At 38.2% G+C, this 21,492-nt stretch carries 12 protein-coding genes; 3 read left to right on the top strand and 9 right to left on the bottom strand.

The window, feature by feature from the left end; translation table 11 throughout:
* Positions 1–73 precede the first annotated feature (73 nt).
* Genes ACJVDK_RS04995 through ACJVDK_RS05005 form a run of 3 tightly spaced genes read left to right on the top strand, consistent with a single transcriptional unit; the run spans position 74 to position 2,196 of the window.
* A complete protein-coding gene (locus ACJVDK_RS04995; RefSeq protein WP_443939192.1) occupies positions 74–403 on the top strand; it encodes an Arm DNA-binding domain-containing protein in 330 nt (109 codons plus the stop codon).
* A complete protein-coding gene (locus ACJVDK_RS05000) occupies positions 403–1,284 on the top strand; it encodes a site-specific integrase (protein WP_443939193.1) in 882 nt (293 codons plus the stop codon). The genes ACJVDK_RS04995 and ACJVDK_RS05000 overlap by 1 nt, the downstream gene beginning before the upstream one ends.
* 21 nt (positions 1,285–1,305) lie before the next feature.
* Positions 1,306–2,196, top strand: coding sequence for a PDDEXK nuclease domain-containing protein (locus ACJVDK_RS05005; protein ID WP_443939194.1), 891 nt, complete (start codon positions 1,306–1,308; stop codon positions 2,194–2,196).
* 227 nt (positions 2,197–2,423) lie between these two features.
* Here ACJVDK_RS05005 and ACJVDK_RS05010 read toward each other — a convergent pair whose 3' ends face one another.
* From ACJVDK_RS05010 to ACJVDK_RS05050, 9 genes are all read right to left on the bottom strand, one after another.
* Positions 2,424–3,890, bottom strand: coding sequence for a DUF1254 domain-containing protein (locus ACJVDK_RS05010; protein ID WP_443939195.1), 1,467 nt, complete (start codon positions 3,888–3,890; stop codon positions 2,424–2,426).
* 57 nt (positions 3,891–3,947) lie between these two features.
* Complete coding sequence (locus ACJVDK_RS05015; RefSeq protein ID WP_443939196.1) at positions 3,948–6,296, bottom strand: arylsulfatase; 2,349 nt, start codon at positions 6,294–6,296, stop codon at positions 3,948–3,950.
* A 1,193-nt stretch (positions 6,297–7,489) separates the two neighbouring features.
* The gene (locus ACJVDK_RS05020) at positions 7,490–9,931 is read right to left on the bottom strand and encodes a hypothetical protein (RefSeq protein ID WP_443939197.1); all 2,442 of its coding nucleotides are present in this window, start codon (positions 9,929–9,931) and stop codon (positions 7,490–7,492) included.
* 200 nt (positions 9,932–10,131) lie between these two features.
* On the bottom strand, positions 10,132–11,562 hold the full coding sequence (locus ACJVDK_RS05025; protein ID WP_443939198.1) for a hypothetical protein: 1,431 nt from the start codon (positions 11,560–11,562) through the stop codon (positions 10,132–10,134).
* A gap of 400 nt (positions 11,563–11,962) precedes the next feature.
* Entirely contained in the window at positions 11,963–12,841 is an 879-nt protein-coding gene (locus tag ACJVDK_RS05030; protein WP_443939199.1) for a PorP/SprF family type IX secretion system membrane protein, read from the bottom strand.
* A 113-nt stretch (positions 12,842–12,954) separates the two neighbouring features.
* Entirely contained in the window at positions 12,955–17,211 is a 4,257-nt protein-coding gene (locus ACJVDK_RS05035; protein ID WP_443939200.1) for a gliding motility-associated C-terminal domain-containing protein, read from the bottom strand.
* A 720-nt stretch (positions 17,212–17,931) separates the two neighbouring features.
* Complete coding sequence (locus ACJVDK_RS05040) at positions 17,932–19,593, bottom strand: trypsin-like peptidase domain-containing protein (RefSeq protein WP_443939201.1); 1,662 nt, start codon at positions 19,591–19,593, stop codon at positions 17,932–17,934.
* 16 nt (positions 19,594–19,609) lie between these two features.
* On the bottom strand, positions 19,610–20,599 hold the full coding sequence (locus ACJVDK_RS05045; RefSeq protein ID WP_443939202.1) for a TlpA family protein disulfide reductase: 990 nt from the start codon (positions 20,597–20,599) through the stop codon (positions 19,610–19,612).
* A 12-nt stretch (positions 20,600–20,611) separates the two neighbouring features.
* On the bottom strand, positions 20,612–21,487 hold the full coding sequence (locus tag ACJVDK_RS05050) for a TlpA family protein disulfide reductase (protein WP_443939203.1): 876 nt from the start codon (positions 21,485–21,487) through the stop codon (positions 20,612–20,614).
* Between the last annotated feature and the right edge of the window lie 5 nt (positions 21,488–21,492).

Here is a 21,492-nt window from a genome sequence, read left to right on the forward strand (position 1 = left end):
CGAATTCAAACAGATCCAATCTGCTGAATTAGCATTTCAAATGAAGAACCATGTTTTACTTAAAAAAATGGTTATGAAAATTAATGAAGAGTTATCAATTTTATTTTGGCTTAGAAGAAGCAACAAAACCATTGACGGTTTTGTAACAATTTATGTTAGAATAACTGTCAATGGATTACGAGACAATTATTCAACAGGTAGAAAAATACGCCCCGAACATTGGCATGCTCAAACTGGCATGGCTTTAAAAACCTGCCCAGATGCTAAAGCAATCAATTCATACATTATTAATACAAGGGTTGAAATAGAAAAGCACTACATTCAACTATCGACAGTTCATAAATGCGTTACTCCTTTAATGATAAAGGAATCGCTTAATCCAGATACGAAAAACAAACTTTAATGCAAGCTTTTGATTTGCATAATGGAGCATTTTCAGAAAAATTAAGCATGGGCAAAGGTTCTACTGGAACACTTAAAAGGTATGAAAGATTACGAGAAAAAATTATTTCGTTTCTAAAAGCTAAAACCAACAAATTAGATATTAACCTTGATGAAATTCAATATTCTACTGCATCGGATTTCTTCCACTATTTAATTGTTCAAGGACTTGATAGCAATACCAGCTATAAATATGTAAAAACACTAAAGCAAGTAATAAAAAAAGCAGTTGACCAAGGGTGGATTTCTCATAATACCATAAACGGGTTTAAGTGCTCCTACAAAGATCCAGACAGAGAATTTTTAGAAATGCATGAAGTAATGACAATGTATTTAAAGGAAATATCAAACCCAAGACTAAGCGAAGTAAGAGATGCCTATATATTTTGCTGCTTCACTGGATTTGCATACGAAACAGTTTATGCTCTAGAAAAAGAAAACATTTTCAAAGCAATAGACGGTAAACTTTGGATTTCTAAAGAACGCGCCAAAACTGGAACGGAAGAGATCATACCACTTTTACCTATTCCACTTGCAATAATCAAAAAGTATGAAAATCATCCTTATTGTATAAATAAGAAAAAGCTTCTACCTATCAATTGCAACCAACGCTATAATTCATATCTAAAAGAGGTGGCTGACATATGCGGAATAAACAAAAAGCTAACCACACATACTGCAAGACATACCTTCGCTACTACTGTTACTCTAGAGAATGATGTTCCTATAGAAACAGTTAGTAAAATGCTCGGGCACAAAGATCTTCGAACCACACAAATTTATGCTAAAATAACAAGGCTAAAAATTAGCAACAACATGAATGTGTTGCAGGAGAAATACTAAGCGACACTATTAAATAAAAAAATGGAAGATAATAAAGTAGGCATTCTATTCAAATCAGTAAAAGTTTTAATAGAAGAATCTCGGAAATCCGTTATAAACTATGTAAATACAGCTTTAGTTTTTACATATTTTCAAATCGGCAGAATAATAGTAGAAGATGAACAAGATGGACTAGAAAGAGCCGGCTATGCAAAACAGACTTTAAAATTACTGAGCGAAAAGCTCAATCAAGAGTTCGGCAAAGGTTATTCTGTTAATAATTTGGAGAACATGCGATTGTTTTACATTGAATATGGAAAATCCGAGACGCTGTCTCGGATTTCTGAAAACCCATTCAAATTAAGCTGGTCCCATTATGTACAATTATTAAAAATAAAGAATTTAGAGGAACGAAATTTCTATGAAATAGAAACGTTCGCAAGCAGCTGGGGTGTCAGGGAGTTAAAACGGCAATATCACTCTTCCCTATTTGAACGATTGGCTATTAGCAAGAAAAAGGAAGAATTATTCAGATCATCCCTTCTCGGCGAATTATCCGAATCCCCAATCGACGCTATGAAGTCGCCCTACATTTTGGAATTTCTTGATTTAAAAGACGATTACCATTACTCTGAGAATGATCTTGAAACAGCCATAATAAACAAACTTGAGCAATTTATGCTTGAATTAGGTAAAGGTTTTCTTCATTACCAGAATAAAGATGCTAGTTTTGAATTTACTGAGGAAGGCGGCCCGACCCAAACATTTGAAACTACTAAGCGACGTTTCGAGCATTTTAAAACTAAAAATCCTGCTAACCCAAACACCACCTTATACCGCACCTTTACGATAAAACCCTGGCGATTTTGGGAATGGTGGCAGATGATTGCACACAGCGAACCGTTCAGGCTACCTTTTAAATCAGCCTCCTAAAAACATGAATCAACACAAAAATAATCCATCTATAGCATACTAATAGGCAATCCTATTCAAATACGCACGATTTGAAAGAGATATATTTCTTAAAAAATTTATAGTTGATTATAAACACTTATACCACGCCACAACGTATTATATTTGCTATACACGCGACATCATGGGAACAATAATTTATTATCAGCCGTCGATAGTCCTTCTTTAAGTTGGGATTTTCGGATGATTTATTTCACCTTAACCACAGCTGGCGGCGTCCACTCATCTTTTATAACACTCTCATCTGGCCAATAGCACCTCACATACAACGAGAATACTGCTTTAGGAGCAGGCAGCCAATTGCTCATTTTATCTGCGGATGGTGGCGTGCTTTGCACATATAAAGTGAGTGAGCCATCTGGGTTCGTTTTCAGCGTTTTATTTTTTGTTCCAAGTGAATAGCGGTTCAACTGGTTTGGTACAAAAAAATGCTCCTTATCGTATATAGTCAGCGACCAGAATCCCTTTACCGGTGGTACTTGACCTTTGGCAAAAGTTATGGTGTATTTACTATTTCCGTTCAATCTTGCCGCGGAAGAATCAAGGTCTTGGTAGAAATATTTTGTTTCAAAGGGTTTATTGACAAAAATATTTGCCTTGGCACAGGACGCCCTGGTGAGATAGTCTACTCCAAACTGTGCTCCATTACTTTGGGTGGTCCAGTTGTTCTTTACAGGATAACCCACATTTACAAATTGAAGTAAAGGATCGATAAGCGTTTTGTCGGCATCAATCGCCGCTTGCCGTGCAATTTGTTTGAGCTTTGGATTTTTAGCAATCGCAGCCAGCAAGCCATTAACCTGTGCATACCATGCTTGTTCACCATTTTGTGGCGGAACTTCCTTTACGATATCTGGTAGCTGGTCAAAAAAAGTTTCAGGTTTTACCCATTTGGTTTCACCTCCTCCTGAATTATCTGGTGGTGTCTTTTTCGTATTCCTCCAAACTACTGTTTTCATCTTGCCATCGAACTCACTCAGCGGATACTGATTGATTTGATTGATCAAAGGTTGCACGGCTTCTTTATCAGCCGGATCATCTGATTGAAAAACACGGGGAAGAATAAGCCCATACCTTGTTGGGCATTTAATGACCCCGGTAATGCCATCTGGAACTTTGCCGTTCCAGTCTGTACCCGTTACGAGGTAAAAACCGGGTTTTGTATTATACATTTGCCCTATTTTAGCAAAGCCATCTGTACGTTGATCACTAACCTGGTACACCCAAAAACGTTTGCCAAAATCGGGCACTTGCAATACTGTAGGTTCTTGTTGTGTATCAAATGGACCTACGCCGTATACCACATCCTGGTTAGGGCAAGCTATCGTCCGTTGGTCGGGCTTAATGTAATCGTTAAGCAAACACAGGCGACCGATTGGTGCGGTGGGTATTACGCCGCCAACATACACGGGTTCTTTCACAGCGCTTAGCAACGTAACCCTGTTGTGCACATTAACCATAGGCCAGGCCCACAGGTAAACAAGTTTCGTTATACTTTTTACATATTCTTCAGTATAAATGGTATTAGGCACCGGCCCAGGCGGCATACTGTCTTTCTTAACCGAACTGGTTTCTGTAACTTCTGTAGTGGTTGAATCGGAATAGCTAATAGTTTTGTGTTGATTCTGATTGCATGCAGTTATCCCGATAATCATCAGGATCGGCAATATTGTGAGAAGGATTTTTTTCATTTTTTTTGATTTATTATGAACTTATTTCATGTCGAATACCACGTTGTTAATAGTTCCGGTAAACTTGAATGGGAGTTTGTAGGTAAAGTCAACGGCAGATCCATAATCGATACCTATATCCATGCCTTCTCCCAGCGAGTATTGTATTGGGATGGTTTTCGGGATGGTGCCTTCTGCTACTTTTGAACCGTTTACCATCAGGTTAACTTCAGCACCCTTGCCAACTTCCCCTGGCGCACCTTTATAATTAAAATTTACCTGCACCTTTACTTTTCCCTTAGGCAAAGTTGATTTGCTGGTAACGTTAGTCCAGGCAAGACCAAGGTAGTCATATACAAAAGTCAGCTTTCCATCCTTAATATATAATCCATAACCACCCATAATGCCGCCGTGTGTAACAATCATACCTTCCACCCCAGCGTCAGGAATGTCCAGGTTAGCGGTGATGCTCCAAGATTTATTTAAGGTACGTGGCGCAGCTTCGTTAGGCAATGCCACCTGACCCGGGTAATAAGTAAATGTTTTACGATCGCCTGCAAGGCTTGGCCTTCCCATTGCTTCGCCATTCAATCGTTCTGCGGCACGCCAGTCCAGCGGCAGTACATTGTACCGTGCTGCTTCTGCCCACCACATGTCCTGCATCTGCCTTAGCTTTTCAGGATATTTTGCAGCAAGGTCATCGGCTTGCGAAAAATCAGAATCAATATTATATAGTTCCCATTTCTGCTTATCCGGGTCAAAACCGGTACGTAACGGTTGCCATGGTGGGAATGAAATTGCCGATGCCATCCATCCATCGTGATAGAGGCCACGTGCCGAGCCCATTTCGAAATATTGCGTCTGGCGACGGCCTTTGGCATTGCTGCCATCTTTATTAAAAGTGTAGGCAAAGCTGATACCTTCAATAGGCTTCTGTGTTACTCCATTCAATTCAAGTGGAGGGGTTATGCCGATTGCTTCATATAATGTTGGTACGATATCTATGGTATGAATAAACTGGCTGCGCAATCCACCTTTATCTTTAATACGGGCAGGCCAGTCAATAATCATTGGGTTTCTCATACCACCAAAGTGACTGGCTACTTGTTTCGTCCATTGAAAAGGAGCATCCATTGCCCAGGCCCAGGCAGAAGGGAAGTGATTATAGTGCTTGGGTCCGCCAAGCTCGTTTATTACTTTCAGGTTATCTTCCCATTTTTCGGGAAAGCCATTAAAGAATAAATTTTCGTTTACTGAACCTTCAATACCTCCTTCTGCACTGGCGCCATTATCCCCTGCTATATAAATAAATATAGTATTATCCGCGTCCGGTAGTTTTTTCACTTCATCCATAATCCTACCAATTTCGTAATCGCATTCAGCCCCGTAAGCCGCAAAAACTTCCATCATATGCGCATATAATTTTTTCTGATCCGCATTCAATGAGTCCCAGGCAGGCAGACCTGCAGGCCGCGGCGTAAGCTTTGTGTTGGCTGGTATAACACCAAGCTTTTTCTGGCGTTCAAAAGCCATTTCGCGGTATTTATCCCAACCCATATCAAACTGGCCTTTGAATTTATCAATCCAAACCTGCGGTGCATGGTGCGGTGAATGTGTAGCACCGGGAGCCACATATAAAAAGAAAGGACGGTCGGGCGAAATACTTTTCACTTTGCGCACCCAGGAAATCGCATGGTCAGCAAGATCATCCGTTAAAAAATAATTCGGGTCTGTAGAAGCTGGCACAAGATTTCTGTTCTCATATAATATCGGGTTCCAGTGGTTCATATCACCGGCATTAAACCCATAAAAATAGTCAAAGCCCAACCCATTTGGCCAATGATCGAAAGGCCCTGCAGCACTTTCTTCCCATGGTGGTGTATTGTGGTTTTTACCGATCCAGGCAGTCATATAACCATTTTGCTGTAATACCTGGCCGATGGTACCACATTTTTTAGGCAGCACACAAACATACCCGTCGTAACCGGTAGCACCTTCACTGATGGTACCAAAACCAGCCGTATGATGATTTCGGCCTGTAATTAATGCCGCACGAGTTGGACTGCAAAGTGCTGTTGTATGGAAGCGGTTATAACGAATACCTTCTTTAGCCAGCATATCCATAGTTGGCGAAGGCACTCCGCCACCAAAGGTGCTGAACTGCCCAAAACCGGCATCATCAATCAGGACTAATACAACATTCGGAGCACCTTTGGGCGCTTTTACCGGTTGCGGAAATTGGGGCGGGTCAGATTCAAGATAGGTGCGACCTACCTGCCCTTTAAAATGGAAATCAGGACGAGGTAGAACTGAAGGTGTGCCTGAAGGGTCTTGTGCATGTGCAATTATTATTTCAGCAAAGCAGACAAATAGCAGTGTGATTTTTTTCATTTATTTATGCCTAAATATTATATTATAATGTCTGATGGATTTATAAACACCTGACTGCATACTGAATGGCTTTTGTGCCACTGTCTCTCCTTCAATAAATTCCATTCTGGTTTCGGATTCCCTGATGTCCAGACTGATTCGCCCCGCCCCCCATTCCTGATATGACCTCATACAGCAGCTTGTATCAAAACAACAAACACGTTTAAGGCCATAGCTTTTTTTGTTTTTATAAGGCATTATCATTTTATTCATGGATTTGTAGATTTTTGAATAACGGGACACTTTATTACAATTAAAGTTAGCGATATTTACCTAACAGCCATTGGTATTAGCCCTTAAGTCGGTTACATTTTAGAATTTGAAACAAAGATTCGGATCAGCAATTGATCTGGATAACTGTAACCTATTTTAGTCCCTTAGCATTTAATTTATAAACACATGACTCGATAATTTTAAAGCCGTAAGCTTAGAGGCTAGTTTTGTCTAGGGGCGCTTTGCAACACCCCGATATTAAACAGGATTACCTGATGGCAAAAACATCCATCTAAATCTAGTTGGCTTTGATGAGTTATATACAGATAAATATTTTAAAAATAAGCTGGAGGAACTTGCGCCAAGATTAATCGAGCAAATTCTAAAACCAAATCTTGGAAAATTTATTGCCGTTATCGGGTACAGTTGAAGATTTCGGTCTTGGAGATCATATCATTTCGGAAATGGGAGTAAATTCATTTCGGATTTATTAGACCAACTCAAATTGTTTATTACTAGTAAATTAGGATGCATTTTTAAATTAATTAATGGTGGTCAAATTGCCACGGAATTAGGTGGTCATCACTACCGTATTCTCCACTCATAACAGCATTCAATCATTCTTAAATATTTTTATAATCCATGATATAACACGACCGAGTAAATGTAAATAAAATTGAAGTAATTAAAACTATTACCGAAGATTTCGGTCTTGGAGATTATATCATTTCGGAAATGGAAGCCAATTCATTTCGGATTTATTAAACCACTTTAAACTGTATATTACTAGTAAATTAGCGCACAATTTTAAATTAATTAATGGTGGTCAAATTGCCACGGAATTAGGTGGTCATCACTACCGTATTCTCCAGTTTGGGAAACGAAAAATAAGAAGATAGTTAAAACATATACGCAAGCCCATTTTTGTGCAAAATATTTTTTTAATTAATTTTCACTTTAAAGGCTTTCATCCCAAAACTACCTTGCAAATCTGTACCCTCAATCCAAATGGTATAACTACCTTTTCTATCACTAGAGAAAAAAGACACCTTAGCCTTACCTTGTTGGTTAGGTTGGATGTGCGGATTCCAGTAAATGGTAGATCTAAAATCCTGTGATGTGTTATTTTTATTAGCGACTGTATATCTTGGGTTATAAAAACTCTTGTAATTCCCATAGTTTGGAGGTCTAAAAGTTATCATGAAGGCTTGATTTGGCAAATATGGTCCAAGACCTGTTTTGGTTGTTACCTCAACATAAGCCACATTCTTACTATACTTCCATGAAGTCATTATTTCAATTCCTCTAATATCTTCTGCTGAATAGGCTTCTAATATATAATTCATAAGATCAATATATTTCCAACCTCCTCGATTTAACGTATAAATATTAACTCCATCTATATAAACGCTTAAAGTTTTATTGTTGAATGTATATAATCCATCTAATCCTCTATAATTAATATAAAATTTTTCAGCTTTTTCTTTAATCAAATCCATGAGTGTTTTCTTTGGTGTTTTAGCCATATCCTCTTCATTCAGCACAATATCGGCATTGCCCGCACCGTTTCGATTCTTTGATCCTCCTACGGTTTTTTTACCGACAATGGTAACTTCTTTTAACACCTTTGCACCATTGGTAGCTCGATATTCCTGCTGTTTAACCATTAGCATTTTTTTTACTATTGTGTCGGTAATAGGCAGAGTATCTCTAACTTGATTTTGTTTCAATTTAGGAAAAGTATTCAGATTGCCAAAAGGCGCTAAGTTGATGCCCAAGGTTCCCGTTTTGCCCTTTACATTTACTGCCTTGAGCAAAAAAGACGCACTATCTAATACCGGAAAATCTCTAAATGTAAACTCGCCCTGCTCATTAGTTTTAGCTTGGAGCATGACAAAACCTTTGCGAAAACTCATTAAACTCAATTGTGCATTTACTAATGGTTTGTTCATAACATTAGTAATCTTACCGCTTACAGTAAACTCCTTTTCAGGTTTAAACTGAGGTTCTTTAGCTATATTTGAGGAATAACTTGTCCAGCCTTGCGTTAATAATAAAACATCCAAATCGTTGTATGCTGTTTCGTTAGCTGTTTCAAAGTAATAAGATGGATTTTCTATTTCTCCTTTAATATCACTAGTTAAAAGTAAATAAGTTAAAATGTTACACTCATTACTATCTTTCTCTACCTGTCCATCATCGGTTACTACCATTGCGAAAGAACCTGTTGTTACTTGCCCTATAATATCATGTATGTCTAAATTTAGCACAATATTCTCACGAGTGGTATAAAATGGTTTATCAGCTTTTATGTCTATTTGTAGCTTATCTTTTGTATGGATAAAAAAAGCTCGTTCGTTGAGTATCTTCCCTGTAGCATCCTGTAACTTTACTTTGCACACACCTGGGGGAAAAATATTTTTTGCAATATGAACTTCTCGTTCTTTCTTATTTGCCAGTATGTGGGTAATAAAGTATTTCTTTCCTCTTGCTTCGCCAGAGAGGGTTAATATCTGATTTTTTAGTTCACTATAAACAAATATGGAAATGGTATCTGAACTGAAACTATGGAGTAATTGTAGTGCTGTACCATCGGTAATAGCTACAGGAAGTTTTTGAGTATAATTTTCAGTTTTTGTTTTAATTTGTGCCGTATAGTTTTCTCCTTCTTGGGCTGTTAATGTAAAAACTCCCATGCCTTTGCTATTAGATTGAAATTTAGCAACTCGCTGTTTGCGGCTATCTACAATCTCTCCACTTATGGCTAAGCCAATCCCATTGCTACCAATAGCTTTAAAGGCAATTAGTTGAGGTTTTCCTGTAAGCCAAGTACCACCCTCTATTAAGAACTGAATATCAGGATCGGTTTTATTCTTTTGAGAAGAAATTATGCTACTACTAGAAACTGTTGTATTTTTTGTTGCTGTATCCAAAATAGCTTGTTCGGCATCAGCTCCATCTAGTATGGTAATTTGCTTTTTAAAAAAAGTGGCTTCACCAAAATTGCGCATCCAATTGGTATAAGCTATTAGTGTATAGGTACCTGGTCTATATTTCCAGTTATTAAGGTCGAAGCCACTCCAAGCAACTCCGCCAGCTGTGGGTAAACAAAGGGTTTGCACAACATCACCAGCATTATTTACCATTTGTACATATACCAGTCCGCTAACTTCCGACGGAGTATTTGTTTCTGCATTTACCAAACAAGCTTTAAACCAAATTGTATCTGGAAAAACATAAATTGATCTATCTGTTTGAATGTAAATCTTCTCGAGACTTAAAACGGGTTGTTGTGTTAATCTTGAGGTACCAGTTACGTTTTGGCCCAGAGTAAGGGTTTGGGAAACGAAAAATAAGAAGATAGTTAAAACGTAATTTGACATTGCTAATTAAGTTTTAATTCGATTTAAAATTTTGACTAAAAAAAAATAGATTTAATAAAATATTTGAAAAAATAATTTTATCCATTTTTAAAGAGACCATTTATCGGCAATATACAAATATTACATATCTTAAATTAAGTTGAGCCCCTCCCTAAAAACTAGCCAGTTGAAACTAGAGAATTGGGCGTTATTTTCACCCCTTAAAACTTACTAAAATGATACGTGTATCCTAACAATAAACCAAATGAGCTGTAGTTGGCTTCGGTTATAGTTGTAGTACCTCTAAATAAATTTGCTTCTGAGTCGCCGTTGATATTACCGGTTTGTTCACGATTTTTATCTGCACCAAATGCGGTGTTTAATCCTAAACTAATGCTACTTCTCCCCTTTTGAAGTGTGGTTCCAACCACGATGTGCTTGATGTTCCAGGTAGAAATGTCGGGCTTAATGCCTGTTTGTTCGTTAAGGGAACTATCAAAATAAGACTGATCTGTTCTAAAACTTAAATAGCCCAACAAATTCTTCTTCATTTGATATTCATACGCTATAGCAAAGTTGAATACCGGTTTAGCCGCTGATAACACTCTCAAATACTGGTCACTAGAAAATTCTGGATAGGCACTTGCAGGTCGTGCAAACGCAGCAGGAGCTGCATTTACAACGGAGTACATATCTATTTTTGCAAAATATTGTGCTGCAAACTCGATGTGCGACCGTTGATAATGGTACGCTAGACCACCGGCCACAGAAAAGGGTGATTTATACGTTGTTTTTAACTTTACTTGTGCATCATTGGCTACAAAATCTATTCTTCCGGTTTGTGAAGGGAGTTTTATATCGGTTGCTGTGGCATCAAACGCGACCCCTCCACTACCAAACATATTTAATGATGGAACCGTGATGCTTAATCCCGATTGCCATCTTCCTTTATTATACGAAAGCCCTATTTTAGGCACAAAACGAACATTGTAATAATTAACATTTTGAATAATGGTACTACTAACCAAAGGCGATGAAGGCTGATTTAAATAAACCCTGGTTAAGCTACTTCGGCTAAAGTCCATTGATCTCACGACAAATAATCCAGTAATACCTATACTAAAGAAATCATTTATTTTTCTACCCAATCCAATACCTGCTCCTAGCTCACTTAGTTTGGTTTGCAAAGAAGTTTGCCCAATACCACCCTCGTTACCTGGGCTTTCCACATCGTTAATTAAGGGAAAGTTTCCTACAATTCTGGCACTGGCTTTAAAATTAAAATTAGTGGGCGTTACCACTCCGTATGCCAACCTTGTTTTCTCACTTCCGGTTTTAATCATCCCTCCTAAAAGCAAGGGTGTGCTCCCTATTTGGCTGCTTTTAAAATCTGCATTTTGTCCCAACGCATTTTTAATTTTAATACCTTCTTTTTGATAGGCGCTTGCATTGATCGATAAGGATGCGGTATCAATCCATGCTAACAATGCCGGATTGTAATAGAGCGCCGAATTATCGCGACTACTGGCAACGACTGCTCCACTCATTAGGGCAGAGCGTGTTCCAAACTGTTGCATCCAATATTGGGTGTCTTGCGCGTTAGCTTGAAGGAACGTAAACACAAATAAACTAAATAGATAAAGCTTTTTCATAGATGATTGTATTTATATAGTTGCAAACCAATTAATAACCTATTTAGAAAAATTTAAATCCAGTCAAAGAAGAGATGAATAAAATTACTAATTTAAAAGCTATTAATACTTAAAAATACAGTTTCGTTTACGCAATATCGATTTGATAAAGAAGTTATTAGTTTCAAGTTATAAGATGAATCGTTTTGTGAAGCAAAAGAGGAGAAAACAATTTTGACACCTCGCTTCGCTCCATTCCCTCTTTAGGGCTGTCAATCCTCTTGGAAGTGCTATCTGAAAGTTTCCGTATAGCTCAAACTAACTGAAGAAAAATACATAGAGATGAAAAAGCAACCTCAAAAAAAAAATGCTCCTTAACGTACGTTAAAGAGCACTCTTTTCAATTTTTGTGTATTTATTTTTATCTAAAATTATACTTAAGTGAGATTTCAAACTCACCATTACTATATCCTTGAAGATCGGATGTATTGGTTGTATACTGGGTTAATATTGAAAGACGATTTTTATAAACAGTACCGGCGCCAAAAGTCACACTGTTGGTACTGTGATAAATTCCACTCAACATAAGCTTGTCTTCAAAAAACTGAAAATTTGCACCTGCATCTATAATATCTTTATAATTCTCTACCGAGCGATACATAACCATGGGTTCTATCACATGTATTACAGCCCCTTCATTGATAAATTTATATCTACCGCCTACCATATACAAAGCTCTATCCGCTATATTTCGTATTTGATCTCGGCCTAAAAATCTTTTCAAATTTGGTAATACCCCTTGAAGCGTAATCCTATCCGTCCTAAATGCCACCCCAAAATCGGCATCGAAATACAAACCACGCGTATTATAGTTACTTAATGACAAATCTCCCAAATCGCCACGCACGCGTTGTAAATCTAAATATTCATCTAACACACCGCCGGCTAAACCAAAGTCCAAAAATGAACCATTTCGATTTAATGGTAAATGATACGCATAACTTGCTTTAAAACTCGTACGGCTGATTACCCCAGCTGCATCCTTAAAAAAGGACATCCCAAAACCGGTTTTTCGCTCACTACCGTATGTAGCTGTTATAGATTGCATTAATGGCGCTCCATCAATTGCCGTCCATTGTGCTTTTAATGCACCATTCAGCTCCCATCCTTCTTCAATCCCCCCCATTGCCGGGTTTAAAACGTATGGATTTTGATAATACATACTTCCTAAGGGATTTATCTGCCCAAAACCTGCATTGGCTATAATACACAGCAATACCAGTGTAACTATTTTTTTCATTACTTTTTTATTTTTTTTGACTCCTTTAGAGCTTTTTTATAGACGAACTATATGTGTTTAAACGATTTGAGAGCGCCAGCCCCAAAAGACTAATTGAGGCTGAACACATCTTGTTATTTTGAGTCTCTGATAATTGTAATTGATCCTCGAAGTAAACCATATCCTTTTCCTAAGTCGATAACATAGTAATACGCGTCTTCGTTTAATAGCGCTCCATTATATGTTCCGTCCCAATTATTCTGATAACCAATGGCGCTGAATAATTTTCTTCCTGCTCTATCGTAAATACTTACTTTACTATTCGGATAGTACTCTATATTTTGAATTGTCCAGACATCGTTTTTACCATCGTTATTTGGAGTAATAACATTATTTGGAACAAGTTTAACACCTTCATCTACTGTAACGGTAATCGAAGCCACTTCCGAACAACCCGAAGCATTTGTCACCTGCACGGTATAAATACCTGTTTTGGTAGGTCTTGCCGTAATTTCATTGGTGTTTCTGCCACTTAAAATATCAGCTCCGGTCCACTCGTATGTTGTTCCTCCACTTGCTTTTAAAGTAACTACTTCACCTTTCGATATGGTTAAACTTGATAAACTTACGATGTTAACTACTGGCAATGCTGAAATAGTTAAATTGGTTGTAGCTCCGGTTTTTATTACACCATTGTCATACGTATAGGTAATTGTATAGGTTCCGGGCTTACTTTCTGCTAAATTAACCGTTCCTGTGTTGGCATCGATACTTAAACCTGCAGGAGAAGCTGTATATGCGCCTGGTGATGCCGCAGCTCCAATAATATTAACCATACCTGTACCTTCGCAATACGCGCTTTGCGGATAATTAATGCTTATTATTATAGGTTCTTTTACAAATACCCTAACTGTTGCAGTTGCTATACATCCACTTGAATTAGTTACCGTTACCATGTAATCACCGGTTTTTTTTGGACGAATGGTTATTGATTTTGTGCCTTGACCACTTTCGATATTCTCTCCTGTCCATTGATACGTACCTTCACCAGTTGCAGTAAGTATCAACTCGTTTCCATTAATCACATTAAATCCATTGTTACTTGTAATACTCGTAACCGGGCTTTCTGGCTGTGGATTAATTGTAATACTGTTACTTGCTATACAGCCTGTACTATTCCTAGCATTTACGATGTGATTACCCGGAGCCAAATTACTATACATGGTAGTTTCAGTGTATGCTCCTCCATCAACGCTATAGGTAAAACCAGCAACGGGCGTTACGCTAATACCGCCGGTAGGAACCGAACAGGTAGGTTGCTGTGTTACAGTCACCACTGGAGCTTCAACTGGATTTATAATCACATTTTGGGTAACTGTTTCGGTATAACCATTACCGTAATCAAAAATCCAGGTTACTACGGTAGTACCAGGTGTATTGATAGGTAGCACGGTTGTGGTTGTTGCTACAATTTGTCCTGCACAAGCATCCATTACAGATGGAGCTGGAAGGCTGTTTATGCTGCATTCAGCCATCACATCAGGTAAAACCGATGGTGTATTTGAGGGATTTATAGTAATGCTTGCTGTCGATAAATCAGAGCAAGCTGCGCCCTTTGTAAATTTGTACGTAACAGTATATGTTCCGGCTTTACTAGCTATTAAATCAACAGTTCCTGTTTTTGGATCAATTACCAAACCATCTTGTGCTGTAAATTCGCCACCTTGATCGCCCGTTAGGGTTACTACAGCTTTTGCTGCAGACTTACAATATGGACCAGCATCGTAACTAATTTGAGCGGATAATCTTGCTTTCAACGTTACTAGTACTGGTTTAATGGCATTACATGTTTTATTTGTAGTTTTTATATAATATGTGCCCGCTGTTGCTACTGCTGCTGGATTAGCCAAAGGAACCGTCGCATCTGCATCACTAAAATAAGCTAAAGTTAATCCTTGTTCACTGCCTGCCGTTATAGCCGGACTGGTTAAATCTACTGTTGTACCTTCACATTGAGGAGCAGGATTGGTAATTACTAAATTTGCATCTGGCAACACCCTAATAATCAAATTTGCTACACTTTGTAAATTACAAGGTTCTACGAAACTTAACGTACATGTAAGTGTATTTTCCCCAAGCTGTAAATCGCTGTAATCAATTACTGGGTTTTTCAAGTTACGATTGGCATCTGTAATACCCGGCCCCACCCATTCGTATTTCATTGCTCCAACAATATCAACATCTAACTGAATGGGACCTGATGCTAAATTACACAAGGATACAGGAGTTGTTAGATTGTTGCCGGTGAGAATAGGACTAACCGCAACGCCTATTTTCACATTGCGTTCGATCTCGTTACCGCAACCATCCTTAATCTTATAATAATATATTTGGTTGGTTAAATTATTAAAGATGTTACTCGTTTGATACGGTCCAAACGTTAATCCTCCATCTGTACTTAAAGCGTATTGCAAAACATTATCAGGCTCAGCAACATTTGATCTTGCGATAATTGTAAGTTTACCATTTGTATCTCCAGCGGCACAAACGTAGCCCCCGGTTTCGGTATCGCTAACAATAATTACTTTCGAAACATCAAAAGTGATGGTTTCTTGTAATAAGATTGTAGTACCACCCTTTAAGCGCAAACCAAAAGTATAGGTTCCGTAACTTAAGTTAAAAAATGGTTGAGAGGCCGTGCTACTTACAAAATCGCGCATATATCCTACGCTTGAAGGTCCTGCTAAAACAATTACCTCATATGAAGTAAAATTTGGATCTAAATTCGTTTGCATGGTATAATTAAAACCACCACAAACAGGAGTCAATTGTCCGGTATTTAATGTTCCTTCGTGCCCATAAACCTCTACGTCAAGGTCCGCTGTTCCGCAGGGTGCAGTAATTCGAAGGGTGTATTTTCCTTTTGGCCAATATCCTACCGGATCCGTAACGTTTACCCTCGGCAAACGAAATTCGCCATAGCCATAATCTGTTGATGTGATGGTATGTCCAATAGGAACCAATGGATTATTAGATGCTATGACCTCAAATCTAATTTCTTGATTTAAAATAGCAGGCCTTACATTAACTTTTAATACTCCATAACCAAACTGTTCTAGATAATATTGTTCACCAAAGCGATTTTGCCCTGCAGAAACCGCCTCATACTGAACAATTGTTGTTGACAAAGGGTATGTGGCCATTGTTGAATTATAACCTGTACCATCTGTATAGGTTACTCGATACGTATTTCCGGGTGTTAGGCCTGTTAAAACCTGATTTGAAGAAGTTACAACATAAGCATGTGTATCTGAAGCATTCGCACTATTTGTAAAGGTTACATTTGTTGGAAAACAAACTAAAGAAGCTGGATCTATCTTGATACGCACATCGCCATTTGCACATCCTATTCTAAAAATAGTAAAATCTCTTATTGACACATTGACTCTTCTGGTATTTCCACATTTATCCATGATTACCAATTGTGGATTGCCGGCGATTGCCGTTTGTGCATCCGTAATCCCATTGGGTAAATAAATTATCATTTCATTACCAGAAAAATCAGGTCCTCCAATTTCAGCATTACTGGATGCAGTACTTCCTTTTCCGTAGCTTTGACCATTAAACGCTAATCTCCACGTAAAATTAGCCAAATCTTCATTCGAAAGCAGTTCGTTTGTATCTGAATATCTTAATCCATTTCTGAAATCAATGCGAATTCTTGAACTACAATTACCTACTATCGATCTTGACAAAAGCACAGGTGTAACGCTAATTTGATTAATTTGCACACCACTTTGCGTAATGGAACTTGCTGAAGTAATAACAGTTCCACACGCATCTTGAACACTGATTAAATAATTACCTACTGGAAGCGCATTAAATGTAAACGATTGATCGTTTGTAGCACTACTCGTTTGTAGCACTGTTTCAGAACTTGAATTTTTAATACTATAAATATATGGAGCTTTTCCTCCCTTAAGAGTTGTTATTAATTGCGCTGTACCATTTGGACAAGGCGTTTTTAATGAAGGTGTTATATTTTCTAATTGTTCATAATTATTTACGATAACAATTGGTGCACTGATCACAACCGGTGAACTAGAGGATGCCTTCGCATGAATGGTGTAGGTACCATCGAATATTCCGACAAAAACCGGATCATTTGTGTACTGTGCAGGATCACCCGAAACTGGAGCTATAACGGTGGCTCCCTTTACTAATTGATACTGAGGAGTTGCTCCTAAACCAGTTGTATTAACGGTAATTGTACCGCTACCATTACATCCAGCAGAGGCCCAAACACCACTAACTGATTGGGCTTGTGTTTTGGCTACAAAGAGCAACAAAAACGTACAAACAAAACTTAATAAAAATATAATTTTCTTCATGCGACAAATTTCTCCATATTCAGAACACATAAATCCCCCCATAATCATTCAACAAATACCATGTTTTTTATGTAGTTATAAAACTACAAATAAGTATACATACTGTATTTTTAATCACTCTATTTTGGCATAGAAACAGCAATCAAATTTTTGACTCTATCCATAAATTAGACTATTGAAAAGGCGAAAATTCGTACTATTAAAACAGGAGGAAAAAAAGTAAAAATTAATGAGGCTCAGAGGGCGGCAGCTTTCATAGAAAATGAAGCAGGTGGGCAAAACAATATCAGATATGTGCCCTAGCCTTGGTGTAGGCCAAGTCATCTAGTATACATTTGGAAGAAAAATATACTGGAATGAACAGCTATCAACTATTTGATTTAAGGAAACTAAAGAAGTCTTTACAACCCCAGTCATTACCGCCAAAGTTGGTTCTTCAAAGTTTCAGGGGCTGTGGTTTGACTCTCCCTTAAGCTCTATCCACACTATCAAAATAATGAACAGGTTGGTAGAGATTAAAAAATCAATAAAAAGTAGCTACCTCTTATAAATAGAAAGTCTATTACCGCATTTCGCAGTAATAGACTAAAGGAACAAAGAACAACCTCCTCTTTCCTTTTCCAACTAAACTAACCCTTTCTTTTTATAACTAATTGATATATATTTTCGTGTTTTGCAAAATCTGCTAGAATTCGGATGAACACCTAACCAAGATCCTCATCATTTACCAATATACTGCTTAATAAAAGTGTAAAGCACTTGTGGACTTACAGCAATAACCGCCGTTCTGCTAAACCTTGCTATGTTAACACCATAAAAACGACCATTTTGATCAAAAACAGGCCCGCCGCATTCGTCAGCCTGAATAATGGCATCATGTGCAAAAACTTTCGAAAAGCCATCCCGTCTAATACTTTTTCCACCCGAAAACTTTTCAGCTGTATGATTAGGTAATGGCCAACTTCCAGTAATGATTGATTTAACCTGTATAGAATCATCTCGTTTAATTTTAAAAATAACCGTATCTCCTGCCATATATTTTAGCATTTCTGCATTATACACTGAAGCGCTGGTGATGGGGTTATTTCCTATTTCGAGTACTTTGTCTCCAGTAAGAATACCCGAGGCCATTGCTGAGCCGGAGGGATTCACCTTCGTTATCACCGCATGGCCATTATCAAACATGGCTGATGCGCCCAAATAGGCTGAACTATATCTGTTCGGCAGTTCGAAATCTTCGCTACTAAGCACCCCAACGCGCTGTGCACTTGCCAGTGGAGACACCATGACTGTACCTAAATCTGCTTTTGACAAGTCCATAGCCGTGGCGATTGAGCTTAGCGAAATTCCTTCCCCTATTTTTTTAGGAATAGACAAAAGAACAAGATCATTGGATTTATCGCGTGCTAGCACCTTTACAACGATAGGTTTTCCCTTCCAGGAAACCGTAACCTGATCAGAAATAAGGGAACTTTTACCGACAAGATAAAATTTCCCATCCTGTTCAAACACGGTGGTATAAACATTCCCTTCTTTACTCTCAGATTTTGATTTTACTACCAGCACATACTTTTTATTGGTTTCAAAAGTTGCGCTGAGAGTTTTTTCCAGGTCCGCAATAAAAGGCAATGAAATGACTTCCTTTGCTAGGGGATCTTCTCCTACCCTCGAAGTATCGGCAGGTAACTTGGTGTAATCTTCAGGTACATTAAGTGCTTTCCAATACGTACGATACAAATCAATTGGAACTTCATAATTTCCATCCTCATCCTCTAAACATCTGCTGTGAAGCCCTATAAGCCTGCCCTGATAATCAAACAACGGACCTCCTGAATCGCCGGGCTCCATTTTACAAGTAGACTCCAAAAACTGCCATTTATTCATCAGATCAGTAATACGCCCGAATCTAATAGTTGGAAACAATTGGTTTAATGTTTCTGGATACGCGATGCTTATACAGGGTTCATTCACTTTGACGCTGTACGACCAGCCCATTTCGGCAACCGGCCAATCTCCTTTGGTAACCAACCGCATCATACCTAAATCTGGACGTTTCTGCTGGTCTATTCCAATTTTGCCCAATGCCTTAGCCATTGCCTGACGTCCATCCGGAAAAAATACTTTATATAGCTTTCCTGGCTGAATGGCATGCGATACCGTTAAAATGGTACCATCCTTATCAACTACAACCCCACTAAACTGCGAGCTGTTCTGAACATTTTTGACTGTATCATAGCCCATCATTCTAACACTCGCTGCATAAGCTTTATCAATACCTTTCTTAATTAAAGGTTCCAGCATCTTGGTGTTTGTAACTTGGGCTTGAGAAACCTTCAATAAGCAAATTGAAAGTCCAAAAACCAATAGCACGTTTCTCTTCATGTATATTTTCCTAAAATTACCTTGTACCATCAGTAGCCTCAAGGGCTTTAATTTTCTTGAGCATTTCTGTGGTTTCCGGATCCTCTTCACTACAGGTTAATGCTTGGTTAATCAGTTTTTTGGCAAGGTCCAAATCAGGCATGCCAGTAATTTTAACTTTGATTTCCCCCAGAACCCTTGCATCACTACCATAGAAAATGGTTTGTGCTACACTTTTAAGTAATACAGGTGCATTGCTTTCATGTTTAAGTAAGTACTCACCAAACTCTCTAGCGGCTTTTGGATTTTTTGCAGTAAGCAGTGCATACTTTTTACCTGATGCAATGGCAATCATAAATGGCCAGCGTTCTAAAAGCTGATCATTTAATTTTAATGCTTCATCTACTTTATTTCCTTTGAGCGCTGTTTTTAATTCCGCATCTATACTTTTACCTTCCACCTGATTGGCCTGCCACTTCTTATTGATGGCTTGGGCGGCATCTACCGTTAATTTATTTTGGGTTGCTAGGGCTAAGGCTTCACTTAAGCCCATCAGGGGATGTCCCATCCAGCCAATACGCCCTTTTTTATCAATCACAAATGCCACCGGGATTCCTCTCTGTCCTGTAGCATGTAACCAGTTCGTGCTCATTGGTCCCTTTGGGGTAGCATACGCCACGTTATAAGCCATCATATCTTTCGCTACTTCAACGAACTGTTTCACTTTAGGCATATTATCGGTGTGTTCGGATGCATCAACACCTATAAAACTTACAGCAGGATATTGTTTTGCCAATTGCGACAGATGAGGCATACCTAAAATACAGGGACCGCACCACGTTGCCCAAAATTCAACCACGCTTACTTTGCTGTCGTTTAAAGAACCGATTGAATCTCCTTTAAGCCATTTGGCTATAGCGAGAGAGGGTGCCGGATCTCCAAGACCTAATAAGGGCTTTTGAGCATCCTGTGCACGTGTAGTAATATAACAGGCAATTACTAAAACAAATAACAATACTTTTTTCATACTATTTAATTTCTATGCTGCACTTTTTGCCAAATCTATCATTGTACTCATTTCCTCTAGAAATGCATCTTCACCAGCTACATTATTTCCGATACTAAGGAATCTCATGTTCTGGTTTCCATCAATTACAACTTTACAGGGAATAGCATTTACTTTGTATCCAGCTGCAGCTGCATTTTTCTTGGTAATAGGATCTTTAATATCCATCAATAAATTAAAATCATACTTCATGGAGGCCAAGTAATCTGCAGCAGCTTTGGTAGGGTTTGCAGTATTTTCAAGGGTATGGATGAAAAGGAATACAACATTTTTATCGGCTTTGTATTTATTTACAGCTAACTGCATTTTAGGAAATAAAGCCTTGCATGGCCCACACCAAGTAGCCCAGAAATCCAGAATGACTACCTTGCCTTTGTAATCGCTTAATTTTGCAACTTTTCCATTCGCATCTTTCACCTCGAAATTGAAAGCTTTTTCATTAATCATTTTGCTTTTCACGTGAGACAGTGTATTATTCTTGAACTCATTCGTGATATTGCTGGAAAATTTTTCATATCCGTCAGCTGAACCGTTCACCAAGGTATATGCCTCCTTAAAATTATCTTTAATTAGTTGCCCTGCCAAGCCAGTTTTAAGTTGCGACAACATCTCCGGATAAGCCTCTTTATATCGCTTTAAACTGATTAAATATTTCAAATATGTAGCCCTTAACTCTTTTATACCCACGGCCGTTTTTTCAGATTTTTTATCTACTAACTCTTTGGCATAAGGGAAACCTTCTTCAAACTTTCCATTTGCGTATAAAAGTTCACTAAAAATTCTCTCGAATTCATCTATGCCTTTATGAGTGGTGTCTCCATTGAGATCCGAAAACGTTTTACGAATCAATTCCT

The sequence above is a fragment of the Pedobacter paludisoli genome (genome assembly GCF_052344095.1).
In the GTDB taxonomy this organism is placed as follows: Bacteria; Bacteroidota; Bacteroidia; order Sphingobacteriales; family Sphingobacteriaceae; genus Pedobacter.